The sequence below is a fragment of the Mesorhizobium sp. C277A genome (assembly GCF_040324395.1).
Lineage (GTDB): Bacteria > Pseudomonadota > Alphaproteobacteria > Rhizobiales > Rhizobiaceae > Mesorhizobium.
This window is the reverse complement of record NZ_JAMYVW010000002.1, coordinates 4,272,501-4,291,495: the sequence shown is the minus strand read 5'-3', so window position 1 is coordinate 4,291,495 and position 18,995 is coordinate 4,272,501. Positions and strand designations below refer to the sequence as shown.

General features: G+C 63.8%; 14 protein-coding genes (1 of these 14 only partly in view). 9 read left to right on the top strand and 5 right to left on the bottom strand.

Annotated features, from left to right (window positions below):
* Positions 1-78: 78 nt before the first annotated feature.
* The 4 genes from NKK52_RS21075 to NKK52_RS21060 all read right to left on the bottom strand — a co-directional run bounded on the left by NKK52_RS21075 (position 79) and on the right by NKK52_RS21060 (position 3,406).
* Positions 79-411 (bottom strand): MmcQ/YjbR family DNA-binding protein, encoded by a 333-nt coding sequence (locus tag NKK52_RS21075; protein ID WP_023685781.1) that lies wholly within the window; start codon positions 409-411, stop codon positions 79-81.
* A 23-nt stretch (positions 412-434) separates the two neighbouring features.
* Positions 435-1,184 carry a bifunctional 2-polyprenyl-6-hydroxyphenol methylase/3-demethylubiquinol 3-O-methyltransferase UbiG gene (gene ubiG / locus NKK52_RS21070; RefSeq protein WP_023672976.1) on the bottom strand — a complete coding sequence of 250 codons (750 nt, stop codon included), beginning with the start codon at positions 1,182-1,184 and terminating at the stop codon, positions 435-437.
* An 84-nt stretch (positions 1,185-1,268) separates the two neighbouring features.
* The gene (locus NKK52_RS21065; RefSeq protein ID WP_023685779.1) at positions 1,269-1,568 is read right to left on the bottom strand and encodes an antibiotic biosynthesis monooxygenase; all 300 of its coding nucleotides are present in this window, start codon (positions 1,566-1,568) and stop codon (positions 1,269-1,271) included.
* Entirely contained in the window at positions 1,565-3,406 is a 1,842-nt protein-coding gene (locus NKK52_RS21060) for a CHASE3 domain-containing protein (RefSeq protein WP_023685778.1), read from the bottom strand. The genes NKK52_RS21065 and NKK52_RS21060 overlap by 4 nt, the downstream gene beginning before the upstream one ends.
* A 245-nt stretch (positions 3,407-3,651) precedes the next feature.
* Here NKK52_RS21060 and NKK52_RS21055 point away from each other — a divergent pair, with 245 nt between their 5' ends.
* The 9 genes from NKK52_RS21055 (at position 3,652) to NKK52_RS21015 (ending at position 17,213) form a co-directional block, all read left to right on the top strand.
* Positions 3,652-4,905 (top strand): aspartate kinase, encoded by a 1,254-nt coding sequence (locus NKK52_RS21055; protein WP_023685777.1) that lies wholly within the window; start codon positions 3,652-3,654, stop codon positions 4,903-4,905.
* Positions 4,906-4,988: 83 nt separating this feature from the next.
* Positions 4,989-7,259 (top strand): phosphoenolpyruvate--protein phosphotransferase, encoded by a 2,271-nt coding sequence (gene ptsP / locus NKK52_RS21050; protein ID WP_023693992.1) that lies wholly within the window; start codon positions 4,989-4,991, stop codon positions 7,257-7,259.
* Positions 7,260-7,267: 8 nt separating this feature from the next.
* Positions 7,268-8,347, top strand: a complete 1,080-nt coding sequence (gene prfA / locus NKK52_RS21045) for a peptide chain release factor 1 (protein ID WP_023712842.1) — start codon at positions 7,268-7,270, stop codon at positions 8,345-8,347.
* Entirely contained in the window at positions 8,340-9,218 is an 879-nt protein-coding gene (gene prmC, locus NKK52_RS21040; protein WP_031204462.1) for a peptide chain release factor N(5)-glutamine methyltransferase, read from the top strand. Before prfA ends, prmC begins: the two co-directional genes overlap by 8 nt.
* A gap of 304 nt (positions 9,219-9,522) precedes the next feature.
* On the top strand, positions 9,523-10,500 hold the full coding sequence (locus tag NKK52_RS21035) for a DUF4167 domain-containing protein (RefSeq protein WP_023685773.1): 978 nt from the start codon (positions 9,523-9,525) through the stop codon (positions 10,498-10,500).
* 208 nt (positions 10,501-10,708) lie between these two features.
* Positions 10,709-13,315: an ATP-dependent chaperone ClpB gene (gene clpB, locus NKK52_RS21030; protein ID WP_023685772.1), complete on the top strand. Its 2,607-nt coding sequence runs from the start codon at positions 10,709-10,711 to the stop codon at positions 13,313-13,315.
* A gap of 71 nt (positions 13,316-13,386) precedes the next feature.
* Positions 13,387-13,743 (top strand): MmcQ/YjbR family DNA-binding protein, encoded by a 357-nt coding sequence (locus NKK52_RS21025; protein WP_023685771.1) that lies wholly within the window; start codon positions 13,387-13,389, stop codon positions 13,741-13,743.
* 292 nt (positions 13,744-14,035) lie between these two features.
* The gene (locus NKK52_RS21020) at positions 14,036-15,553 is read left to right on the top strand and encodes a L,D-transpeptidase family protein (protein ID WP_023685770.1); all 1,518 of its coding nucleotides are present in this window, start codon (positions 14,036-14,038) and stop codon (positions 15,551-15,553) included.
* Positions 15,554-15,653: 100 nt separating this feature from the next.
* Positions 15,654-17,213: an MFS transporter gene (locus tag NKK52_RS21015; RefSeq protein ID WP_023685769.1), complete on the top strand. Its 1,560-nt coding sequence runs from the start codon at positions 15,654-15,656 to the stop codon at positions 17,211-17,213.
* Positions 17,214-17,386: 173 nt separating this feature from the next.
* On the opposite strand, the gene NKK52_RS21010 is transcribed toward NKK52_RS21015, so the two are convergent.
* Positions 17,387-18,995, bottom strand: partial view of a M23 family metallopeptidase gene (locus tag NKK52_RS21010; RefSeq protein WP_031204460.1) — the 3' portion only. It continues 362 nt past the right edge of the window; only the last 1,609 of its 1,971 coding nucleotides appear in the window; the start codon falls outside the window, past its right edge; the stop codon is at positions 17,387-17,389.

Genomic DNA, 18,995 nt, shown 5'->3' with positions numbered 1-18,995 from the left:
TTTACGCAATTCCCTAGGCAAAGCGCTATGCGCTTTTCCCGGGAAAACCGCTTCACACTTTGCTCGAACTGCTCAAGCTCAAATTTGGCTCGCGTCGAGGCGCTTCCGTAGCGCCGGCGGGGCGACGTTTCGCCAGGCCGTCCGAACTGCGCTGCGGAATGTCTGTTCGTCGCAGGCTTCGAGCATAATCGACGTCCATCCCTTTTGGCCCCAGCCGCCTGTCACGGGCCTGAAAACCGATGGCTCAGCCGCGGCCATCATCTCTTGCTGGTCGCGGTCGAGCTTGACGACAGCACGGTCGGCTTCGGGCAGCGAGACGAAGATACGGTTGCGGACGCGGAAGTCAGCCTTGCCGAAATGCGATTGCTCGACCGTTTCGGGCAGATCGAGCGCCAGCTCTCGGGCCCTCATAGTGTCCACGGCCGCCCCTTCGTTCAGACCGATCGTTTTTCCGCCAGCACCATATAGTTGACGTCCATGTCCTTGGAGCGTGCCCAGCGGTCGGCGAGAGGATTGTAGGTCACGCCGGTACGGTCGATGATGGTCATGGCGGCGCTGCCGAGCGCCTTTTCAAGCTCTTCGGGCCGCACCAGCTTGCCGAACTGGTGGGTGCCGCGCGGCAGCCACCGCAGCACATATTCGGCGCCGATGATGGCCAGGCCCAGTGCCTTCAGCGTGCGGTTGATGGTAGCCACGAACATGATGCCGCCGGGCTTGACCATCTCGCCGCACTTGCCGATGAACAGGTCGACATCGGCAACATGCTCGACAACTTCCATGTTGAGGACGACGTCGAATTTCTCGCCGGAATCGGCCAAATCCTCAGCGGTCGTAGCGCGATAATCCACCGTCACGCCGCCTTCGGCCGCGTGCAGCTTCGCCACCTCGATGTTGGTTGCCGAGGCGTCGGCGCCGACCACTTCGGCGCCAAGCCTTGCCATCGGCTCGCACAATAACCCACCGCCGCAGCCGATATCGAGGAAACGCAGGCCTTCGAACGGCCGCGCCGCCCGCGGATCGCGGCCAAAGCGCGCCGCCACCTGGTCCCGGATATAGGCAAGCCGGACCGGGTTGAATTTGTGCAGCGGACGGAATTTGCCGTTCGGGTTCCACCATTCGGCGGCAAGCGCGGAAAAGCGTTCCACTTCTCCGGCATCGATTGTCGATCGTCGGGCCTCTGGCATGGGGCGGGTCTCCTCGGACGCTAGGAAGTCGGGTGCCGGGGCAAGAAAGTCAAGGACGGTTTTTGCGACTGCTGGCTAGTCGACCTATGGCCTCGAGATCACAATTGCCGAATGTTCCATCGCAACACTTGCGGGATCGATGGCCCGCATCGCTTCGCAATCGCCGATCTCGGCCATGATGCGGCCCGCGGCGGCGAGAGCCTGCTCGCGACTTCGCCAGCGCACCACATCGACCCATCCGCCATCGTCCCGCCGCGCCAGGCAGCGGTTTACGAAACCAGGTTGCCGCGCCAGCCAGTCGGCGACCAGGTTGTTGGCGGCGGCAAAGGCCGCTTCCGCTCCAGGCTTGAGGCGAAAGGTGACGATTTCCAGGGTCTCGGTCATCTTGCGTCCAGCACGTCGCGCAATTTCGCCGCCAGCTGCTCGATGGTGAAGGGCTTGGCCAGGAAATGCACGTCATGGTCGAGCACGCCATTGTGGACGACGGCGTTCCTGGTGAAGCCGGTGGTGAAGATCACCTTCAGCTTCGGCATGCGCGCCAGCGCCTCCTCGGCGAGCTTGCGCCCATTCATCACCGGCATGACGATATCGGTGAACATGAGCGCCACACCAGGGTTGTCGCCCAGCTTTTCCAGCGCTTCCTGGCCGCTTGCGGCATGAATGACGGTGTAGCCGAGTTCGCGCATGGCATCCGTGGTGGAAGCCCGCACGCGTGGATCGTCCTCCACGACAAGGATGGTTTCGGTGACCGGCACGGCAGGATTTCCGGCTCGTTCCGAAGATATGGCGGCCTCTTCCGGGCCGAAGAAGCGCGGCAGGTAGATCCTGATCGTGGTGCCTTGGCCGGGTTCCGAGTAAATCTTGACGTGTCCGCCGGACTGTTTGACGAAGCCGAACACTTGGCTCAGCCCGAGGCCGGTGCCCTTGTCGACTGGCTTGGTGGTGAAAAATGGCTCGAAAGCCCGCTCCATGACGTCCGCCGGCATGCCGGCGCCGGTGTCGCTGACCGCAATCATTACATACTGGCCGGCTTTGACCTCGGCATGGGTGGCGGCGTAGCCCTCGTCGAGGTGGCTGTTGGCGGTCTCGATGGTCATCTTGCCGTCCTCGCCCATTGCGTCGCGCGCATTGACCGCCAGGTTGAGAATGGCATTTTCGAGCTGGCTCGGATCGGCATGGGTCTTCCACAGGCCGCCAGCCAGCACGGTTTCTATGCGGAGGGTTTCGCCAAGCGCCCGCCGAAGCAGGTCCGACATGCCGGCGACCAGACGATTGGCGTCTACAACCTGAGGCGCGAGCGGCTGCTGGCGCGAGAAGGCAAGCAGCCGTGACGTCAAGTTTGCGGCCCGGGTCGCCGCATCGGTCGCCGCTTCGATGAATTTCATGATGTCGTGCTCGCCCCGCGTCAGCTTGCGCTGGGCGAGGTTCATGGCGCTGATGATCACCGCCAGCATGTTGTTGAAATCGTGGGCGATACCGCCGGTCAGCTGGCCCACAGCCTCCATCTTCTGCATCTGGCGGATCTGCGATTCGGCCTTTTCACGCGTCTGGATTTCGTTGCCGAGCTCGATGTTCTTGCGCATCAGCTCTTCCTGGGCGATCGCCACTGCGCGGAACCGGCGGCGCGAAAGGCGAACCGTGTAGGCGCCAAGCAGGAAGATCGCCAGCAGCGCCGCTATCGAGCCGATTCGCAGCCAGTTTTCGACCCGGTCGGTATGAGAGTCGCGCGCGGCGATGGCTGCGCCGCCAATGCGCCGGATCGTGTCCATGCTGGCCCGGATCTGGTCCATGGCGGCCTTGCCCTGGCCGCTGCGGACCAGTTCCAGAGCTTTTGCCGCATCGCCGCGATCGTAGAGTGCAATCGTCTCAGCCAATTCGGCCTGGTTTTGTGAAAGCGCGTCCTTGACGTGGTTGATCTGCTGCACGAGTTCGTCGTCCGGCGCGGTCATGCCGTCGATGCGGGCAAGCTGGCCCGGAATGGCGTCGACCGCCTGCCGATAAGGCTGGAGGTAGGATTTCTCGCCGGTCAGGAGATAGCCGCGCTGGCTGGTCTCGGCCTCCTGAGCCATCGCAAGCAAACCGGAAAGCAATTCCTGATACTCGACCGCCTCGCGCGCGGCCTCACGATTGGCTCTCTGGGTCTCGACCAGCACGGCGCGTGTGCCGACGATCAACGCCAGCACGGCGAAGCCGATGAACAGCGGCAGCGATTGCCACCGCATGGCGCGTCGAAGGCGAACAATCATTCGATATGCCGGACCAAAAGGAGTTTCCCGCGGGCAGCATTTGGTAAGCGGCGGCGGGGCCGAACGCAAAATGCCGCGATCCTGAAGCCGGCATCCGCCGCCAGCCTTGCGAAACCGTGATCATTTGGCTAAGGAGGCGCGCATTCAGCGGCCGGCTTCTGTCGAGCGCTTACTTCCCCTTTCGGTCCTGGGCCGGCTTCAGTCAAAGGCATTTCGCTTCCATGGCGCGCATCGTGATGAAATTCGGCGGAACCTCCGTCGCCGACATCGCCCGCATCCGCAATGTGGCGCGTCACGTCAAACGCGAGGTCGATGCCGGCCATGAGGTCGCTGTCGTGGTTTCGGCGATGGCGGGCAAGACCAATGAACTGGTTGGCTGGACGCGCGAAGCCTCGCCCATGCACGACGCGCGCGAGTATGACGCCGTGGTCGCCTCGGGCGAGCAGGTGACTGCCGGCCTGCTGGCGATCACACTGCAGAATATGGGCGTGCACGCCCGCTCATGGCAGGGCTGGCAGATCCCGATCAAGACCGACAACGCGCATGGCGCGGCGCGCATCCTCGACATTGACGGCGCGTTCCTGATCAAGCGCTTCGGCGAGGGCCAGGTGGCTGTCGTCGCCGGCTTCCAGGGCATCGGCCCGGACAACCGCATCGCCACGCTCGGCCGCGGCGGCTCCGACACAAGCGCGGTGGCCATTGCCGCGGCGGTCAAGGCCGATCGCTGCGACATCTACACCGATGTCGACGGCGTCTACACCACCGATCCGCGCATCGAGCCGAAGGCGCGGCGGCTCAACAAGATTTCGTTCGAGGAAATGCTCGAAATGGCCTCGCTCGGCGCCAAGGTCTTGCAGGTGCGCTCGGTCGAGCTTGCCATGGTGCACAGGGTGCGTACGTTCGTGCGGTCGTCCTTCGACGATCCCGATGCGCCCGGAATGGGGGATTTGCTCAATCCTCCGGGAACGCTCATTTGCGACGAGGAAGAGATCGTGGAACAGCAGGTCGTCACCGGAATTGCCTACGCCAAGGACGAAGCGCAGATTTCTCTGCGCCGCGTCGGCGACCGCCCGGGCGTTGCCGCCGGCATTTTCGGCCCGCTGGCCGAGGCCAACATCAATGTCGACATGATCGTCCAGAACATCTCCGAGGACGGCAAGTTCACCGACATGACCTTCACCGTGCCGTCCGGCGACGTGGACAAGGCGTTGGCCGTGCTGGAGCGTCTGAAGGCTTCGATCGGCTATGACGTGGTGCAGTCGGAAGCCGGCATGTCGAAGGTTTCGGTCATCGGCATCGGCATGCGCAGCCATGCCGGTGTGGCCGCCACCGCTTTCAAGGCGCTGGCCGACAAGGCGATCAACATCCGCGCCATCACTACCTCCGAGATCAAGATTTCGATACTGATTGACGGTCCCTACACGGAACTCGCGGTTCGTACTTTGCATTCCGTGTACGGTCTGGATAAGCAGTAGCGAGAGCGATTTGAGTTGTTGCGTGTGCGCCGGTCGCAGTGGAAACTGCGGCGGGCAAAATGCCCATTGGAGAAGAAGCCGCGATGCGTGATACGGCCAGCGGCCCGCGCGTTCTGCTGAAACGGCTCCGCGAGCTCATGCAGGAGCCGCTGGAGCCGCAGGAGCGGCTCGACCGGATCGTGCGCGACATCGCCTCCAACATGGTCGCCGAGGTCTGCTCGCTCTATGTGCTGCGCGCCGATTCGGTGCTCGAACTCTATGCCACCGAAGGTCTGAACCCGAACGCCGTCCATTTGGCGCAACTGCGGCTGGGGCAGGGCCTCGTCGGCACCATTGCCGCGAGCGCGCGGCCGCTCAACCTCTCCAATGCACAGGAACATCCGGCCTTCGCCTACCTGCCGGAGACGGGCGAAGAGATCTACAATTCCTTCCTCGGCGTGCCGGTACTAAGGGCAGGGCGCACGCTGGGCGTGCTGGTGGTGCAGAACAAGACCATGCGCCACTACCGCGACGACGAGGTCGAGGCGCTGGAAACGACCGCCATGGTGATCGCCGAGATGATCGCCACCGGCGATCTCGCTCGCCTGACCCGGCCCGGCCTCGAACTCGATCTGCGCCGTCCCGTCAGCTTTACCGGCCTGTCCTTCAACGAGGGCGTCGGCCTCGGCCATGTCGTGCTGCATGAGCCACGCATCGTCGTCACCAATCTGTTCAACGAGGACAGTGAGGAAGAGGTGCGCCGGCTGGAGACGTCGCTCGGTTCGCTCAGGCTTTCTATCGACGACATGCTGGAGCGGCGCGATGTCGCCTTCGAGGGCGAACATCGCGAGGTGCTCGAAGCGTATCGCATGTTTGCCAACGACCGCGGCTGGGTGCGCCGGCTGGAAGAGGCGATCCGCAACGGCCTGACAGCGGAAGCGGCGGTGGAAAAGGTCCAAAGCGACATGCGCGCCCGCATGCTGCACATGACCGATCCTTATTTGCGCGAGAGGATGAGCGACTTCGACGATCTCGCCAACCGGCTGCTGCGCCAGCTGATGGGGCGCGGGCCTGACGACGTCGCGGCGTCACTGCCGAAGGATGCCATCCTGGTCGCGCGCTCGATGGGCGCGGCCGAACTGCTTGATTATCCCAGGGACAAGCTGCGCGGCGTGGTGCTGGAAGACGGCGCTGCCACCAGCCATGTCGTCATCGTAGCGCGCGCCATGGGCATTCCGGTCGCCGGCCAGATGAAGGGCGCCGTTTCCATGGCGGAAAACGGCGATGCCATCATCGTCGACGGCGAGGAAGGCACCATCCATCTGCGGCCGCAGCCCGACCTCGAAGCTGCCTATGCCGAAAAAGTGCGCTTCCGGGCGCGCCGGCAGGAAGTCTACCGGGAACTGCGCAAGAAGCCGTCGGTGACCAAGGACGGCGTCCAGGTCGACCTGCTGATGAATGCGGGCCTGGCCGTCGACCTGCCGCAGCTGGCCGAGGCGGGTGCCGCCGGCATCGGCCTGTTCCGCACCGAATTGCAGTTCATGGTCGCCTCGACCTTCCCGCGTGCCGAGGCGCAGGAGCGGCTCTACCGCGACGTGCTGGACGCGGCGCGCGGCAAGCCGGTCACCTTCCGCACCATCGACATCGGCGGCGACAAGGTGCTGCCCTACTTCAAGGGCGCCATCCAGGAAGAAAACCCTGCGCTCGGCTGGCGCGCGATCCGGCTGACGCTCGACCGGCCGGGTCTGCTCAGGACCCAGATCCGCGCTCTGCTGAAGGCCTGCGGCGGGCGCGAACTGAAGCTGATGCTGCCGATGGTTACCGAACTCGGCGAAATCGCCCAGGCGCGCGAGATCATCGACCGCGAAGTGCGGCATCTCTCCCGCTTTGCCCACCATCTGCCGACCAGCCTCAAGGTGGGCGCCATGCTGGAAGTGCCGTCGCTGCTGTTCCAGCTCGACGAGTTGATGAAGGCGGTCGATTTCGTCTCGGTCGGCTCCAACGACCTGTTCCAGTTCGTCATGGCGGTCGATCGGGGGAACACGCAGCTCTCCGACCGCTTCGACACGCTTTCGACGCCTTTCCTGCGGGTTCTGAAGCAGATCGCCGACGCCGGGGTTCGCAACCACACGCCGGTGACGCTGTGCGGCGAGCTTGCCGGAAAACCTATTTCCGCCATGGCGCTGATCGGCCTTGGCTACCGCTCGATCTCGATGTCTCCAGCCTCGATCGGCCCGGTCAAGGCGATGTTGACCGAACTGCCACTGGAGGAATTGGAGGCTTTCTTTGCCGACAATCTGATGGCGCCAGCTCAAGGGCTGCCGATGCGGGCGCTGCTGCAGGCCTTCGCCGACGACCGCTCCATCCCGCTATAGCATTAGCCATGGTCAATCTTCCCCGCGAGCGTATGGATCAGGTCGTCAAGCGTTTCGAGATGCTCGAAGCGCAGATGTCGGCCGGCCCGGCGGCCGATGCCTATGTGAAGATGGCCTCGGAATATGCCGAGCTGCAGGACATGGTGGCCAAGGTCAGGGAACTGCGCTCAGTCGAGCGCGAGCAAGCCGACCTCGAGGCGATGCTTGCCGACAAGGGCACCGATGCCGAGATGCGGGCCCTGGCGGAGGCAGATCTGCCGGGCGTCGAAGCGCGTATCGAACAGCTGCAAAAGGACATCCAGATCCTGCTGTTGCCTAAGGATGCGGCCGACGACAAGAACGCCATCCTTGAAATCCGCGCCGGCACCGGCGGCGACGAGGCGGCATTGTTTGCCGGCGACCTTTTTCGCATGTATGAGCGCTATGCCGCCGAACGCGGCTGGCGCTTCGAGACGGTGTCGGCCAGCGACGGCGATGCCGGCGGCTTCAAGGAAATCATCGCCACCATTTCCGGCAGGGGCGTCTTTGCGCATCTGAAATTCGAATCCGGCGTGCACCGCGTGCAGCGCGTGCCGGCGACCGAGGCCAGCGGGCGCATCCACACCTCGGCGGCGACGGTGGCCGTTCTGCCGGAAGCCGAAGAGGTCGACATCGACATCCGCGCCGAAGACATCCGCATCGACACGATGCGCGCCTCGGGTTCGGGTGGCCAGCACGTCAACACCACCGATTCGGCCGTGCGCATCACCCATTTGCCGACTGGTATCATGGTGGTGCAGGCGGAGAAGTCGCAGCATCAGAACCGGGCGAAAGCCATGCAGATTCTGCGTGCGCGGCTTTACGACCTAGAGCGCAGCAAGGCGGACGAGGAGCGCTCGGAGTCACGCAAATCGCAGGTTGGTTCGGGCGACCGTTCGGAGCGCATCCGCACCTACAATTTCCCGCAGGGCCGCCTTACCGACCATCGTATCAACCTGACGCTCTACAAGCTCGACCGGGTGATGATGGGCGAGCTCGATGAGGTCATCAATGCGCTGATTGCCGACCATCAGTCGAAGCTGCTCGCCGATATTGGCCTCGATGGCTGACATGTTGCCCGGCGCGCTCGGGCCGTTGTTGCGGGTGGCGCGGGAGCGGCTTGCCGCGGCCGGCCTTTCCGACTCGGCGCTGGATGCCAGGCTGATCGTCGAACATTTTTCCGGCACGGACCGTACGCAGGCGATCGCCGACCCGCAACGGACGGTCGATGCGGGTGCGGTTGCCGCAATCGGCGCTGCTCTGCAGCGCCGCATGGCCGGCGAACCGGTGCACCGCATCCTCGGGTTTCGCGAGTTTTACGGCCTGCGGCTGTCGCTGTCGCCGGAAACGCTGGAGCCGCGGCCGGACACCGAAACGCTGGTCGAGGCGATCCTCCCTTTTGCCGGCGCGACGGCCGAAAGGCTAGGGCTATGCCGTATCCTCGATCTCGGCACCGGTACCGGCGCGATTGCGCTGGCGCTGCTCAGCGCGGTTCCCGCCGCGACCGCCACCGGGGTCGATATTTCACAAGACGCGCTGGCAACCGCGATACGCAATGCCGAGCAACTCGGACTCGCCGGCCGGTTCGTGGGGCTGCAGTCCGACTGGTTCGAAAAAGTTTCGGGCCGATACCATGTAATTGCCGCAAACCCTCCCTATATACCGTCTGGAGACATTGGAAATCTGCAGGACGAGGTCCGCGATTTCGATCCACACAGAGCCCTTGATGGCGGTGTGGACGGTCTTGGCCCTTACAGGATCATCGCCGCCGAGGCGGCAAAGTTTCTGGAAGCAGAAGGCAAGATAGCGGTCGAGATCGGCCACACGCAGCGCAATGAGGTCAAAGACATATTCGCGGCAGCCGGCTACAGGCTGGCCGGGGCATTTGTCGATCTTGGCGGAAACGACAGGGTTCTTATGTTTGAACAGGGAAAGCCTTGACGCAGTGCAAAAAAGCGCTTGGCAATGCCGGGGAATGCGGCTAGGGTCCGCCCTAACCGGATGAGACGAAGCAGGCAGTGCTCTTAGCGATTCGGTTTTCCTTGGAAATAGCTGCCTTCTTGCGCAAACGACGCCCAAGCTTCGTGCGGGAATCGTCCGGCAAGTGATGTAACCGGAACAGGATGACACGTGGCGCCAACGCAATTGATGCGGGCGAACGCCGGTGAAGAAACGAAACGGCTGGCTGCATGAGCGCCTCCGTTCGTGAAACGTTTTTCGAAAATTTCAAAATGAAGAGAGTCTTATGAGGCCACAACAGCAGAACAGGCGCATGCGCGGTCGCAACAACAATGGCGGCGGCGGTGGCAACAACAATAACAACAACAACAACCGCAAGGGCCCAAATCCCCTGACGCGCAACTACGAGAGCAACGGCCCGGACGTGAAAATCCGTGGATCGGCTCAGCAGATCGCCGAAAAATACGCCACTCTGGCCCGTGATGCGCAAAGCTCCGGCGACCGGGTTATGGCGGAAAATTACCTCCAGCACGCCGAGCACTACAACCGCATCATTGCCGCCGCACAGGCGCAGATGCCGATCCAGAATGCCCCGCAGAACCGCGACGAATTCGACGACGATGAAGATCGCGACGATTTTGACAATGCCGGCAGCGGCAATGGCGGCGAGACTCAAGCGCCGATGGCGAACCACGGCAACGGTCCGCAGCCGACGATTGAGGGCACGCCGGCCGAACTCGCATACGGCCAGGAAAACGGCCGCGAGAACAACAGTGGCCGTGACAATAATGGCCGTGACAATAATGGCCGCAACAACAACGGCCGCGACAACAACGGCCGCAACCGTGACCGCCGCCCCAATGGCGGCTATGGCCAGAACGACCAGCGTGGCGAGCAGAACGGCCAGCGCGGCGACCAGCAGCGCTTCACCGAAACCCCGGCACAGGCGGAAACCGTTTCCGCGGTTGAGCCCGAAGCCGAGAGCGGTTTCTCCGAGCGGGCGCCGCTGTACGAAAACCTGTCGCCGGCGGCTCTTGCCGCCCGGGCCGAACTCAATGAGGCAGCCGCCGAGAGCGGCGCTGCCCGTCGCCCGCGGCGTCCGCGCCGCCCGCGCAACAATGCCGATCAGGTCGGTGACGAACAGTCTGGTGGTGGCCAGGTGGTGGATGGCGCCGGCGAGACCGCTGCCGCTATTGACGTGGTGGATGCGGCGCCGGCCGAAAGCCCTGCCGGCGACCCGTTCGCCGTCGACGCCAACAACTGACCCACAAGACATAAGTCGATGAAATGGCGGAGAGAAATCTCCGCCGTTTTCGTTTGCTCGGCCATGCAATATCATCAGCCGGACGTCTTGAGCGGCAATGGCTTGCGCCCCATATCTGGCGTGAACTGGACCCGGCTCGGATGAGCGGGTCCGTCACCGCAATCTGATCCGGGGCCGCAAAGCGGGCCGGTGATGGAAGGAGACAGATATGAACCTCGAGAAATACTCCGAGCGCGTCCGCGGATTCATCCAGTCCGCCCAGACCATGGCGCTCTCGCGCAATCACCAGCAATTCACTCCCGAACATATGCTGAAGGTCCTCGTCGATGACGATGAGGGGCTGGCCGCCTCGCTGATCGAGCGCGCCGGCGGCAACGTGCGCGACGTCAAGCTCGGCGTCGAGACCGCCCTTGAGGCCATGCCCAAGGTGGAAGGCGGCAACGGCCAGCTTTATCTCGCGCAGCCGCTGGCCAAGGTGTTTTCGACCGCCGAGGAATTGGCCAAGAAAGCCGGCGACAGCTTTGTCACGGTTGAGCGGCTTTTGCAGGCTCTGGCCATGGAGAAGTCGGCCAAGACGGCCGATATCCTGTCCAAGGCCGGCGTCACAGCGCAGGCGCTGAACCAGGTGATCAACGACGTCCGAAAGGGCCGTACCGCCGATTCGGCGAGCGCCGAGCAGGGCTATGACGCGCTGAAGAAATACGCGCGCGACCTTACCGCCGATGCCCGCGCCGGCAAGCTCGACCCTGTGATTGGCCGTGACGACGAGATCCGCCGCACCATCCAGGTGCTGTCGCGGCGTACCAAGAACAACCCGGTGCTGATCGGCGAGCCGGGCGTCGGCAAAACGGCGATCGCCGAAGGTCTGGCGCTGCGCATCGTCAATGGCGACGTGCCCGAATCGCTGAAGGACAAGCAGTTGATGGCGCTCGACATGGGCGCGCTGATTGCCGGCGCCAAATATCGCGGCGAGTTCGAGGAGCGGCTGAAGGCCGTGCTCAACGAAGTCACCTCGGCGGCCGGCGGCATCATCCTGTTCATCGACGAGATGCACACGCTGGTCGGCGCCGGCAAGGCCGATGGCGCCATGGACGCTTCGAACCTGTTGAAGCCGGCGCTGGCGCGCGGCGAACTGCACTGCGTCGGCGCGACCACGCTCGATGAATACAGGAAGCATGTCGAGAAGGACGCGGCCCTTGCCCGCCGGTTCCAGCCGGTCTTCGTCAACGAGCCGTCGGTGGAAGATACCGTGTCGATCCTGCGTGGCCTGAAGGAGAAGTACGAGCAGCACCACAAGGTGCGCATCTCGGATTCGGCGCTGGTCGCGGCGGCGACCTTGTCCAACCGCTACATCGCCGACCGTTTCCTGCCGGACAAGGCGATCGACCTTGTCGACGAAGCCGCGTCGCGGCTGAGGATGCAGGTCGATTCCAAGCCCGAGGCGCTGGACGAAATCGATCGCCGCATCATGCAGCTCAAGATCGAGCGCGAGGCACTGAAGGTCGAGAAGGACGAGGCGTCAAAGGACCGGCTCGCGCGTCTCGAAAAGGAACTCGTCGGCCTCGAGGAGGAATCGACCGAGATCACCGCCAAATGGCAGTCGGAGAAGCAGAAGCTTGGCCTCGCCGCTGACCTCAAGAAGCAGCTCGACGCGGCCCGCAACGACCTCGCCATTGCCCAGCGCAAGGGTGAATTCCAGCGCGCCGGCGAGCTTGCCTATGGCAAGATCCCGGAACTGGAAAAGAAGCTGAAGGAAGCCGAAGCCCAGGACGGCAAGGCCGGCATGGTCGAAGAGGTGGTCACGCCCGACCACGTCGCCCATATCGTGTCGCGCTGGACCGGCATTCCGGTCGACAAGATGCTGCAGGGCGAGCGCGACAAGCTGCTGCGCATGGAAGACGAGATCGGCAAGCGAGTCGTCGGCCAGGGCGAAGCGGTGCAGGCGGTGTCCAAGGCCGTGCGTCGTGCCCGGGCCGGGCTGCAGGATCCGAACCGGCCGATCGGCTCGTTCATGTTCCTCGGACCGACCGGCGTCGGCAAGACCGAACTGACCAAGGCGCTGGCCAATTTCCTGTTCGACGACGAGAGCGCCATGGTGCGCATCGACATGTCGGAATACATGGAGAAGCACTCGGTCGCCCGGCTGATCGGAGCGCCTCCCGGTTATGTCGGCTATGAGGAAGGCGGTGCGCTGACCGAAGCGGTGCGGCGCCGGCCCTATCAGGTCGTGCTGTTCGACGAGATCGAGAAGGCGCATCCGGATGTCTTCAACGTCCTGTTGCAGGTGCTCGACGACGGGCGGCTGACCGACGGGCAGGGCCGCACGGTCGACTTTCGCAACACGCTGATCGTCATGACGTCGAACCTCGGCGCCGAATATCTGGTCAATCTCGGCGAAGAGCAGGATGTCGATGCCGTGCGCGACGAGGTTATGAGCGTGGTGAGAGCCTCGTTCAGGCCGGAGTTCCTCAACCGCGTCGACGAGGTGATCCTGTTCCACCGGCTGCGCCGGCAGGATATGGGCCGCATCGTCGAGATCCAGCTCAAGCGGCTGGAAAGCCTGCTCGTCGACCGCAAGATCACACTGTCGCTCGACCAGGAATCGATCGACTGGCTGGCGGCGAAGGGCTACGACCCGGCCTATGGCGCGCGGCCGCTGAAGCGGGTGATGCAGAAGGACCTGCAAGATCCGCTGGCGGAAAAAATCCTGCTTGGCGAGATACTCGACGGCTCGACCGTCAAGGTCACCGCCGGCTCCGACCGGTTGAATTTCCGGTCCAGGCCCACTGTGGTGCCGACCGACGCGGCAGCCTGATCCAACGCCGCGCGTCCGACCGGACGCGCGGCATTTTCTTATGAAACAACAATCCTTTGACGGGGGTGCAGATGACGCTGGACGACTACAACAGCTTCTGCGCCTCGCTGCCGCAGACGACGCATGTCGTGCAGTGGGGCGGGGCCGATGTCTGGAAAGTCGGTGGCAAGGTCTTCACCATCGCCGGCCATGACCGGGAGGGTGGCGTCTTCGTCACCTTCAAATGCTCTGAAATGGCTTATGACGTGCTGAAGGATCAGCCCGGCTGCCGGCCGGCGCCCTATCTCGCCTCGCGCGGCATGAAATGGATCCAGCGTCAGACAAGCCAGAGCATGGATGATGATGCGCTGAAGGACTATCTCGGCGAAAGCCACCGCCTCGTCGTCCTCAAGCTGACGAAGCAGACGCGCAAGGAATTGGGCCTGTAGCAACCAGTAATCCGCCATCTTCATGCCCGGTTCATGTTGGAAAGCTTATGTTGTGGTTTGCTGGCGAAGGGGTTTGCCTGCAGGCTTTTGACGATCAGGGCGTTCCTTGCGCATCCAAACGGTGGCGAGAACGTTCTGGTGGGAACACTGCCGGGCGGCGGCAATTACGCATGACCCCGAAAATCGAAATTCGATTTTCGGAAAGGATCATGCGCAGACATGAAGTGTTACAGCGTCCTTTGCGCGTCCAAACGGACGCGCGGCGCTGTAAGTACCGGAGAGTTTGACCACCATGTTCCGCACGATCCTTGCCTTTTCGGTGCTCGCCGCCGGGCTGCTCACGTCCAGCGCCATGGCATCGCCGACTGTGGACAACGCACTGCCGGCCGTCCGCGCCGCCGATAGCGGCGGCATTGTGCTTGCCCAGGACGGCAATCTCGACATCTATTACGACGCCAGGGGCAACCGCGTCATCGTCGATGCCGAGACCGGCAAGGTCATCGCCATCCAGCCGCCGCAGACCAGGCTCGACCGCCGCGCGCTGCGCCGGGAAATGCGGGCACGTGAGCTTGGACGCGCACCGGTCGAAGACGACGACCGCTACTATCTCGACGATCCCGAAGACATGGCGCGTTTCCGCCGCAGGCAACTGGACGATCAGGGACGAATCCCCGGCCCGCCGGTTGATGAATACGATCCTGAAAGCGACAGATTCCTGGGGGCCGCTCCGCAGGATGATGCCAATGACAGCGACACCTATCCGGAAGCGCCGAAATCCGCTGAACCGCGGCCCGTCAAGCGCAAGCCGCTGAACGAAGCCTCTATCGATCCCGCCGAACCGGCGGCGCCCGCCGACCAGGGCGCGCTGCCGCCGAAAGCCGGTGGCAAGACCGTGGTCGATCCCTCGCTTTCACTCGGCGCACGCCAGGATGTAGCCGCCTTGCAGGTGCTGCTCGACCGCGCCGGCGCTTCACCCGGCGTCGTCGACGGGCGCTTCGGCTCCAATGTCGACAAGGCGCTTGCCGCCTACAACCAGATCACCGGCAGCAATCTGCGCTCGACCGACGCGGTCGGCATCCAGGCTGCGCTGGCGCAAACCGGTGGCGATGCTTTCGCCAATTATACGATCACGCCCGAAGACGCGGCCGGGCCTTATGTCGCCTCGATACCGGAAGATTACAGCCAGAAGGCGCAACTCGACCGCATGGCTTACACCTCCGTCACCGAAGCCTTGGCCGAACGCTTCCACATGGATGAGAACTACCTGAAGGGGCTCAATCCCGAGGCAGACTTCAGCCGTCCCGGCACCATCATCAAGGTCGCCAATTTCGGCAGGCTGGTGGCGACGCCGGTCGCTCGCATCGTCGCCGACAAGGACAAGAAGCAGGTGTTCGCCTATGACGCCGGTGGCAAGCTGGTCGCGGCCTATCCGGCCACCATCGGTTCAGCCGACACGCCCTCGCCGACCGGCACCCATACGGTGTCGCGCGTCGCGCTCGATCCGAACTACACCTACAACCCCAGCATCAATTTCAAGCAGGGCCAGAACGACAAGATCCTGACCATCCCGCCGGGTCCGAACGGCCCGGTCGGCTCGGTGTGGATCGCGCTGGACAAGCCGACCTATGGCATTCACGGCACGCCCGATCCCTCCAAGATCGGCAAGACCGAAAGCCATGGCTGCGTGCGCCTGACAAATTGGGATGCGCGTGAACTGGCCAAGCTGGTGTCGCCGGGCGTCACCGTCGAGTTCGTCGGCGGTCCCTCGGCCGATGATGTTGCGGAGCAAGTGAGCGCTCCAGCGCAGTGATATCGGCCTGCCCACAAGGCAGGCCGATCCAAAGCTGGATTCATGAGCGCAGGGTGCTGGCTGGTTGTTGCCGGCCCGCAACAAGTCTAAGCAGACGCTCATGAAGTCTCCGAGCGAAGCCGCAGCCGTTCCCCTGACCAGGTCGCTTTCCAACGGTACATTTTGCCCGCAGTCGCAGCGCAAGTTCGTGCTGGTAGCGGCGATCCTGGCGTCAGCGCTCGGCTTCATCGACGGGTCGATCCTGGCCATTGCCATGCCGGCAATGCGCGTCGACCTAGGCGCCAGCCTGGCCGAGGTCCAGTGGATTTCCAACGCCTATGCGCTGACGCTGTCGGCGCTGATTCTGGCCGGCGGCGCCGCCGGCGACCGGTTTGGCCTCAGGCGCGCCTTCGTTGCCGGCATTGCGCTGTTCATCGTCGCTTCGCTGGCCTGCGCGGTGGCGCCGAATGCGCTGGTGCTCATCGCCTTTCGCGCCATTCAGGGCATTGGTGCGGCGATCATGGTGCCGGGCAGCCTCGCCATCATCGCCAAGGCCTATCCGAAGAAGGAGCGCGGCCGGGCGATCGGCATCTGGGCCGCCGCCTCGGCGCTGACGACGGCGCTCGGTCCAGTGCTCGGCGGCTTCGTCCTGTCGGCCTTTGGCGGCGGTATCTGGCGGGCGATCTTCGCCGTCAACCTGCCGCTCGGGCTGATCTCGATCTATCTCCTGCTGGCCAAGATTCCCGCCGACGCGCCGACGGAGAAGCGAAGCCTCGATCTCGGCGGCGCCGCTCTCGCCACGCTTGCCTTCGGGGCGCTTGCCTACGGACTGACCTCGATGAGCGCCGAAGGCAGCGGGCTGATGTCGGGGCCGAGCATCGCCGCAGGCGCCGTGCTGCTTATCATCTTCATCGTCTTCGAGCTTCGGCAGCGCGAGCCGATGATCGATCTCAAGCTGTTTCGGATCGGCGCCTTTGCCGGCGCCAACCTCGCCACCTTCTTCCTGTATTTCGCCCTGTCGGCCAATCTGTTCTACCTGCCGATGCTGTTGATCGCCGGATGGGGGCTGAGCACCAAAGAGGTCGGTTTCATCTTCCTGCCGCTGTCGGCGTCGATCGCGCTGCTGTCGGGTCTCGTCGGCCAGTGGTCGGATCGCATCGGTCCGCGTTTTCCGATCGCCAGCGGCTGCCTGGTAGTTGCCATCGCCTTTGCCGGGCTGGCTTTGCTCACTCATGCCGGCATGCACAATTTCTGGACCGGTATCTTTCCGCTGATGGCCGTGATGGGGCTCGGCATGGCGCTGGTGGTGTCGCCGCTGTCGACGGCGGTCATGACCGCGGTCGAGGACAAGGATACCGGCGCCGCTTCCGGCATCAACAATGCGGTTTCGCGCATTGGCGGGCTGATTGCTGTGGCGGCGATGGGCTCGCTCGCGGCCTGGGTCTATTCGACGATGCTCGATACCAGCGTCAGGCCGGGCATTCCGGGATTCGGCGAACCGGCATTGGCCGGCCTGGCGCCAGACCTTGATGCAACACGGCTCGCCGCCAGCGATGCGGCGTTCGCGGCCGTGTCGACAGTGACGGCCGTGCTTTGCCTCCTTGCCGCTGTTATCGCCTGGGCCACCGTTTCGGGGCAAAAGCTGCCTTGGTCACGAGCCGAAGAGGAGCAGTCGACCTGATTCGGAGCCGACCCGATTCGGAATGCTCTGATGGGGCGATTATGATTCGCTGGCGTCGAGTGTGACGGCTTAAAGCGCGTCGCGCTGAAACGGATTCATACGACGCGCTTTAAGTCTTTGTTTTGACACATGTCCTTGTCCCAGAGCCGCGGCACACTTCTGGGCGACATGCACTAGCCTTCGATCTTGGCGCTCGCGACCTTCAGCGGATTGCTGTCTTCCTGCTTGAGCAGTTCATCGATGCGCTCGCGCTCGCGCTTGAAAGCGACCAGGTCGTCGCCCTTCAGCACCTTGCCGACCGGCAGGCGCACGCGCATCGGGTCGACCTTGGTGCCGTTGACGATCAGCTCGTAGTGAAGATGCGGACCGGTGGAGAGGCCGGTCTGACCGAGGAAGCCGATGGTCTGGCCCTGGCGGACATGAACGCCGGGTTCGATGCCTTTGGCAAAGGCGCTCTGGTGATTGTAGGAGGTCTCGTAGCCATTGGCATGGCGGATGATGATCTGTTTGCCGTAGCCGCCGGCCCAGCCGGCCTTTTCGATGGTGCCGTTGCCGGCGGCGATGATCGGCGTTCCGATCGGCGCCGCCCAGTCGACGCCGGTATGCATGCGGACATAACCGAGGATCGGATGTCGGCGGGCGCCGAAGCCGGAGCGGAATTTCCCGGCGGGCAGGGGGTTGCGCAACAGGAACTGCTCGGCGCTAGATCCGTCCTCGTCGAAATAGTCGGTCGAGCCGTCCTGCATCTGGAATCGGTAGAAATTGCGCGTCTGGCCGCCGAAGGTCGACGAGACATAGAGCAGTTCCGATTCGTCGGAGGCCTGGTCGTCGCCGTCCGGCTGCGAGAACAGGACGTCGATGCGGTCCGACGGATTGAGCCTGGACTGGAAGTCGACGCCGGAGGCCAGGAGCTTGACCAATTGCTGGGTCAGCTTCTTCGACATGCCATAGGAATAGGCGGCGCGGTAGATGCCGTCATAGACGTTCGGCAGATTGCCGCGCACCACCACCGGTGCCGACGAATCGTCGAACGCGGTCAGCAATTCGGGGTTCGGCTCCGGTTCCTGCGCCGGCACATACTGGCCGCGGTCGTCGAGCGCGATGGTGACGATGTGCGTTGTCTTGTCATAGACGCTGGTGCGAACGACCTTGGCGGCGTCGCCATGTACCTCGAGCCCGACCCGCAGCACGGTTCCGGCCTTCAGCGCCGGTGCGTTGAGCAGCTTGCCGATCGCCTCCGCCATGCCGGTGGCGTCATCGCCCGTATAGCCCGAATCAGCGAAAGCCTCGGCAATGTCGCGGTCCCTGGTGAAGGGAATGATTTCCTCGGCGAAAGCCGGGGTCTGGTCGTCGAGCGCGACGCGCGGCGCCACCGAGACGTTTTCCGGCACGATCTTGACGTCGTAGGAGCCGGCCATCGATTCGGCGAAGGCATCGCCGAATCGCTGCGGGTCGACATAATGCAGCGAGGCGACCTGCACGGCGCCGTCGCTGAGGTCGGTGCCGGCTTCGCGCACCACTTTTTCCACCTCGTCGGCGGACAGGTCGCTTTTCTCGTCGAAGGAGGCCGTCTCGACCGGGAAATCGACCGTCTTCAGGCTCATCTCGCTTTCGACCTTGGCGCCGTAGATCTGGCCCCCAACTGCGGAAGCCGTCGCCGGCTGCGCCGGCGTCGAGTCGCCATCGTCGCCGAACACCTGCATCGGGTCGAAAGGCGGATAGGCGCGGTTGGTGGTGTGGCCGGCGGCCAGCGCCATCTTGATCTGCACGAACGGCATGGTG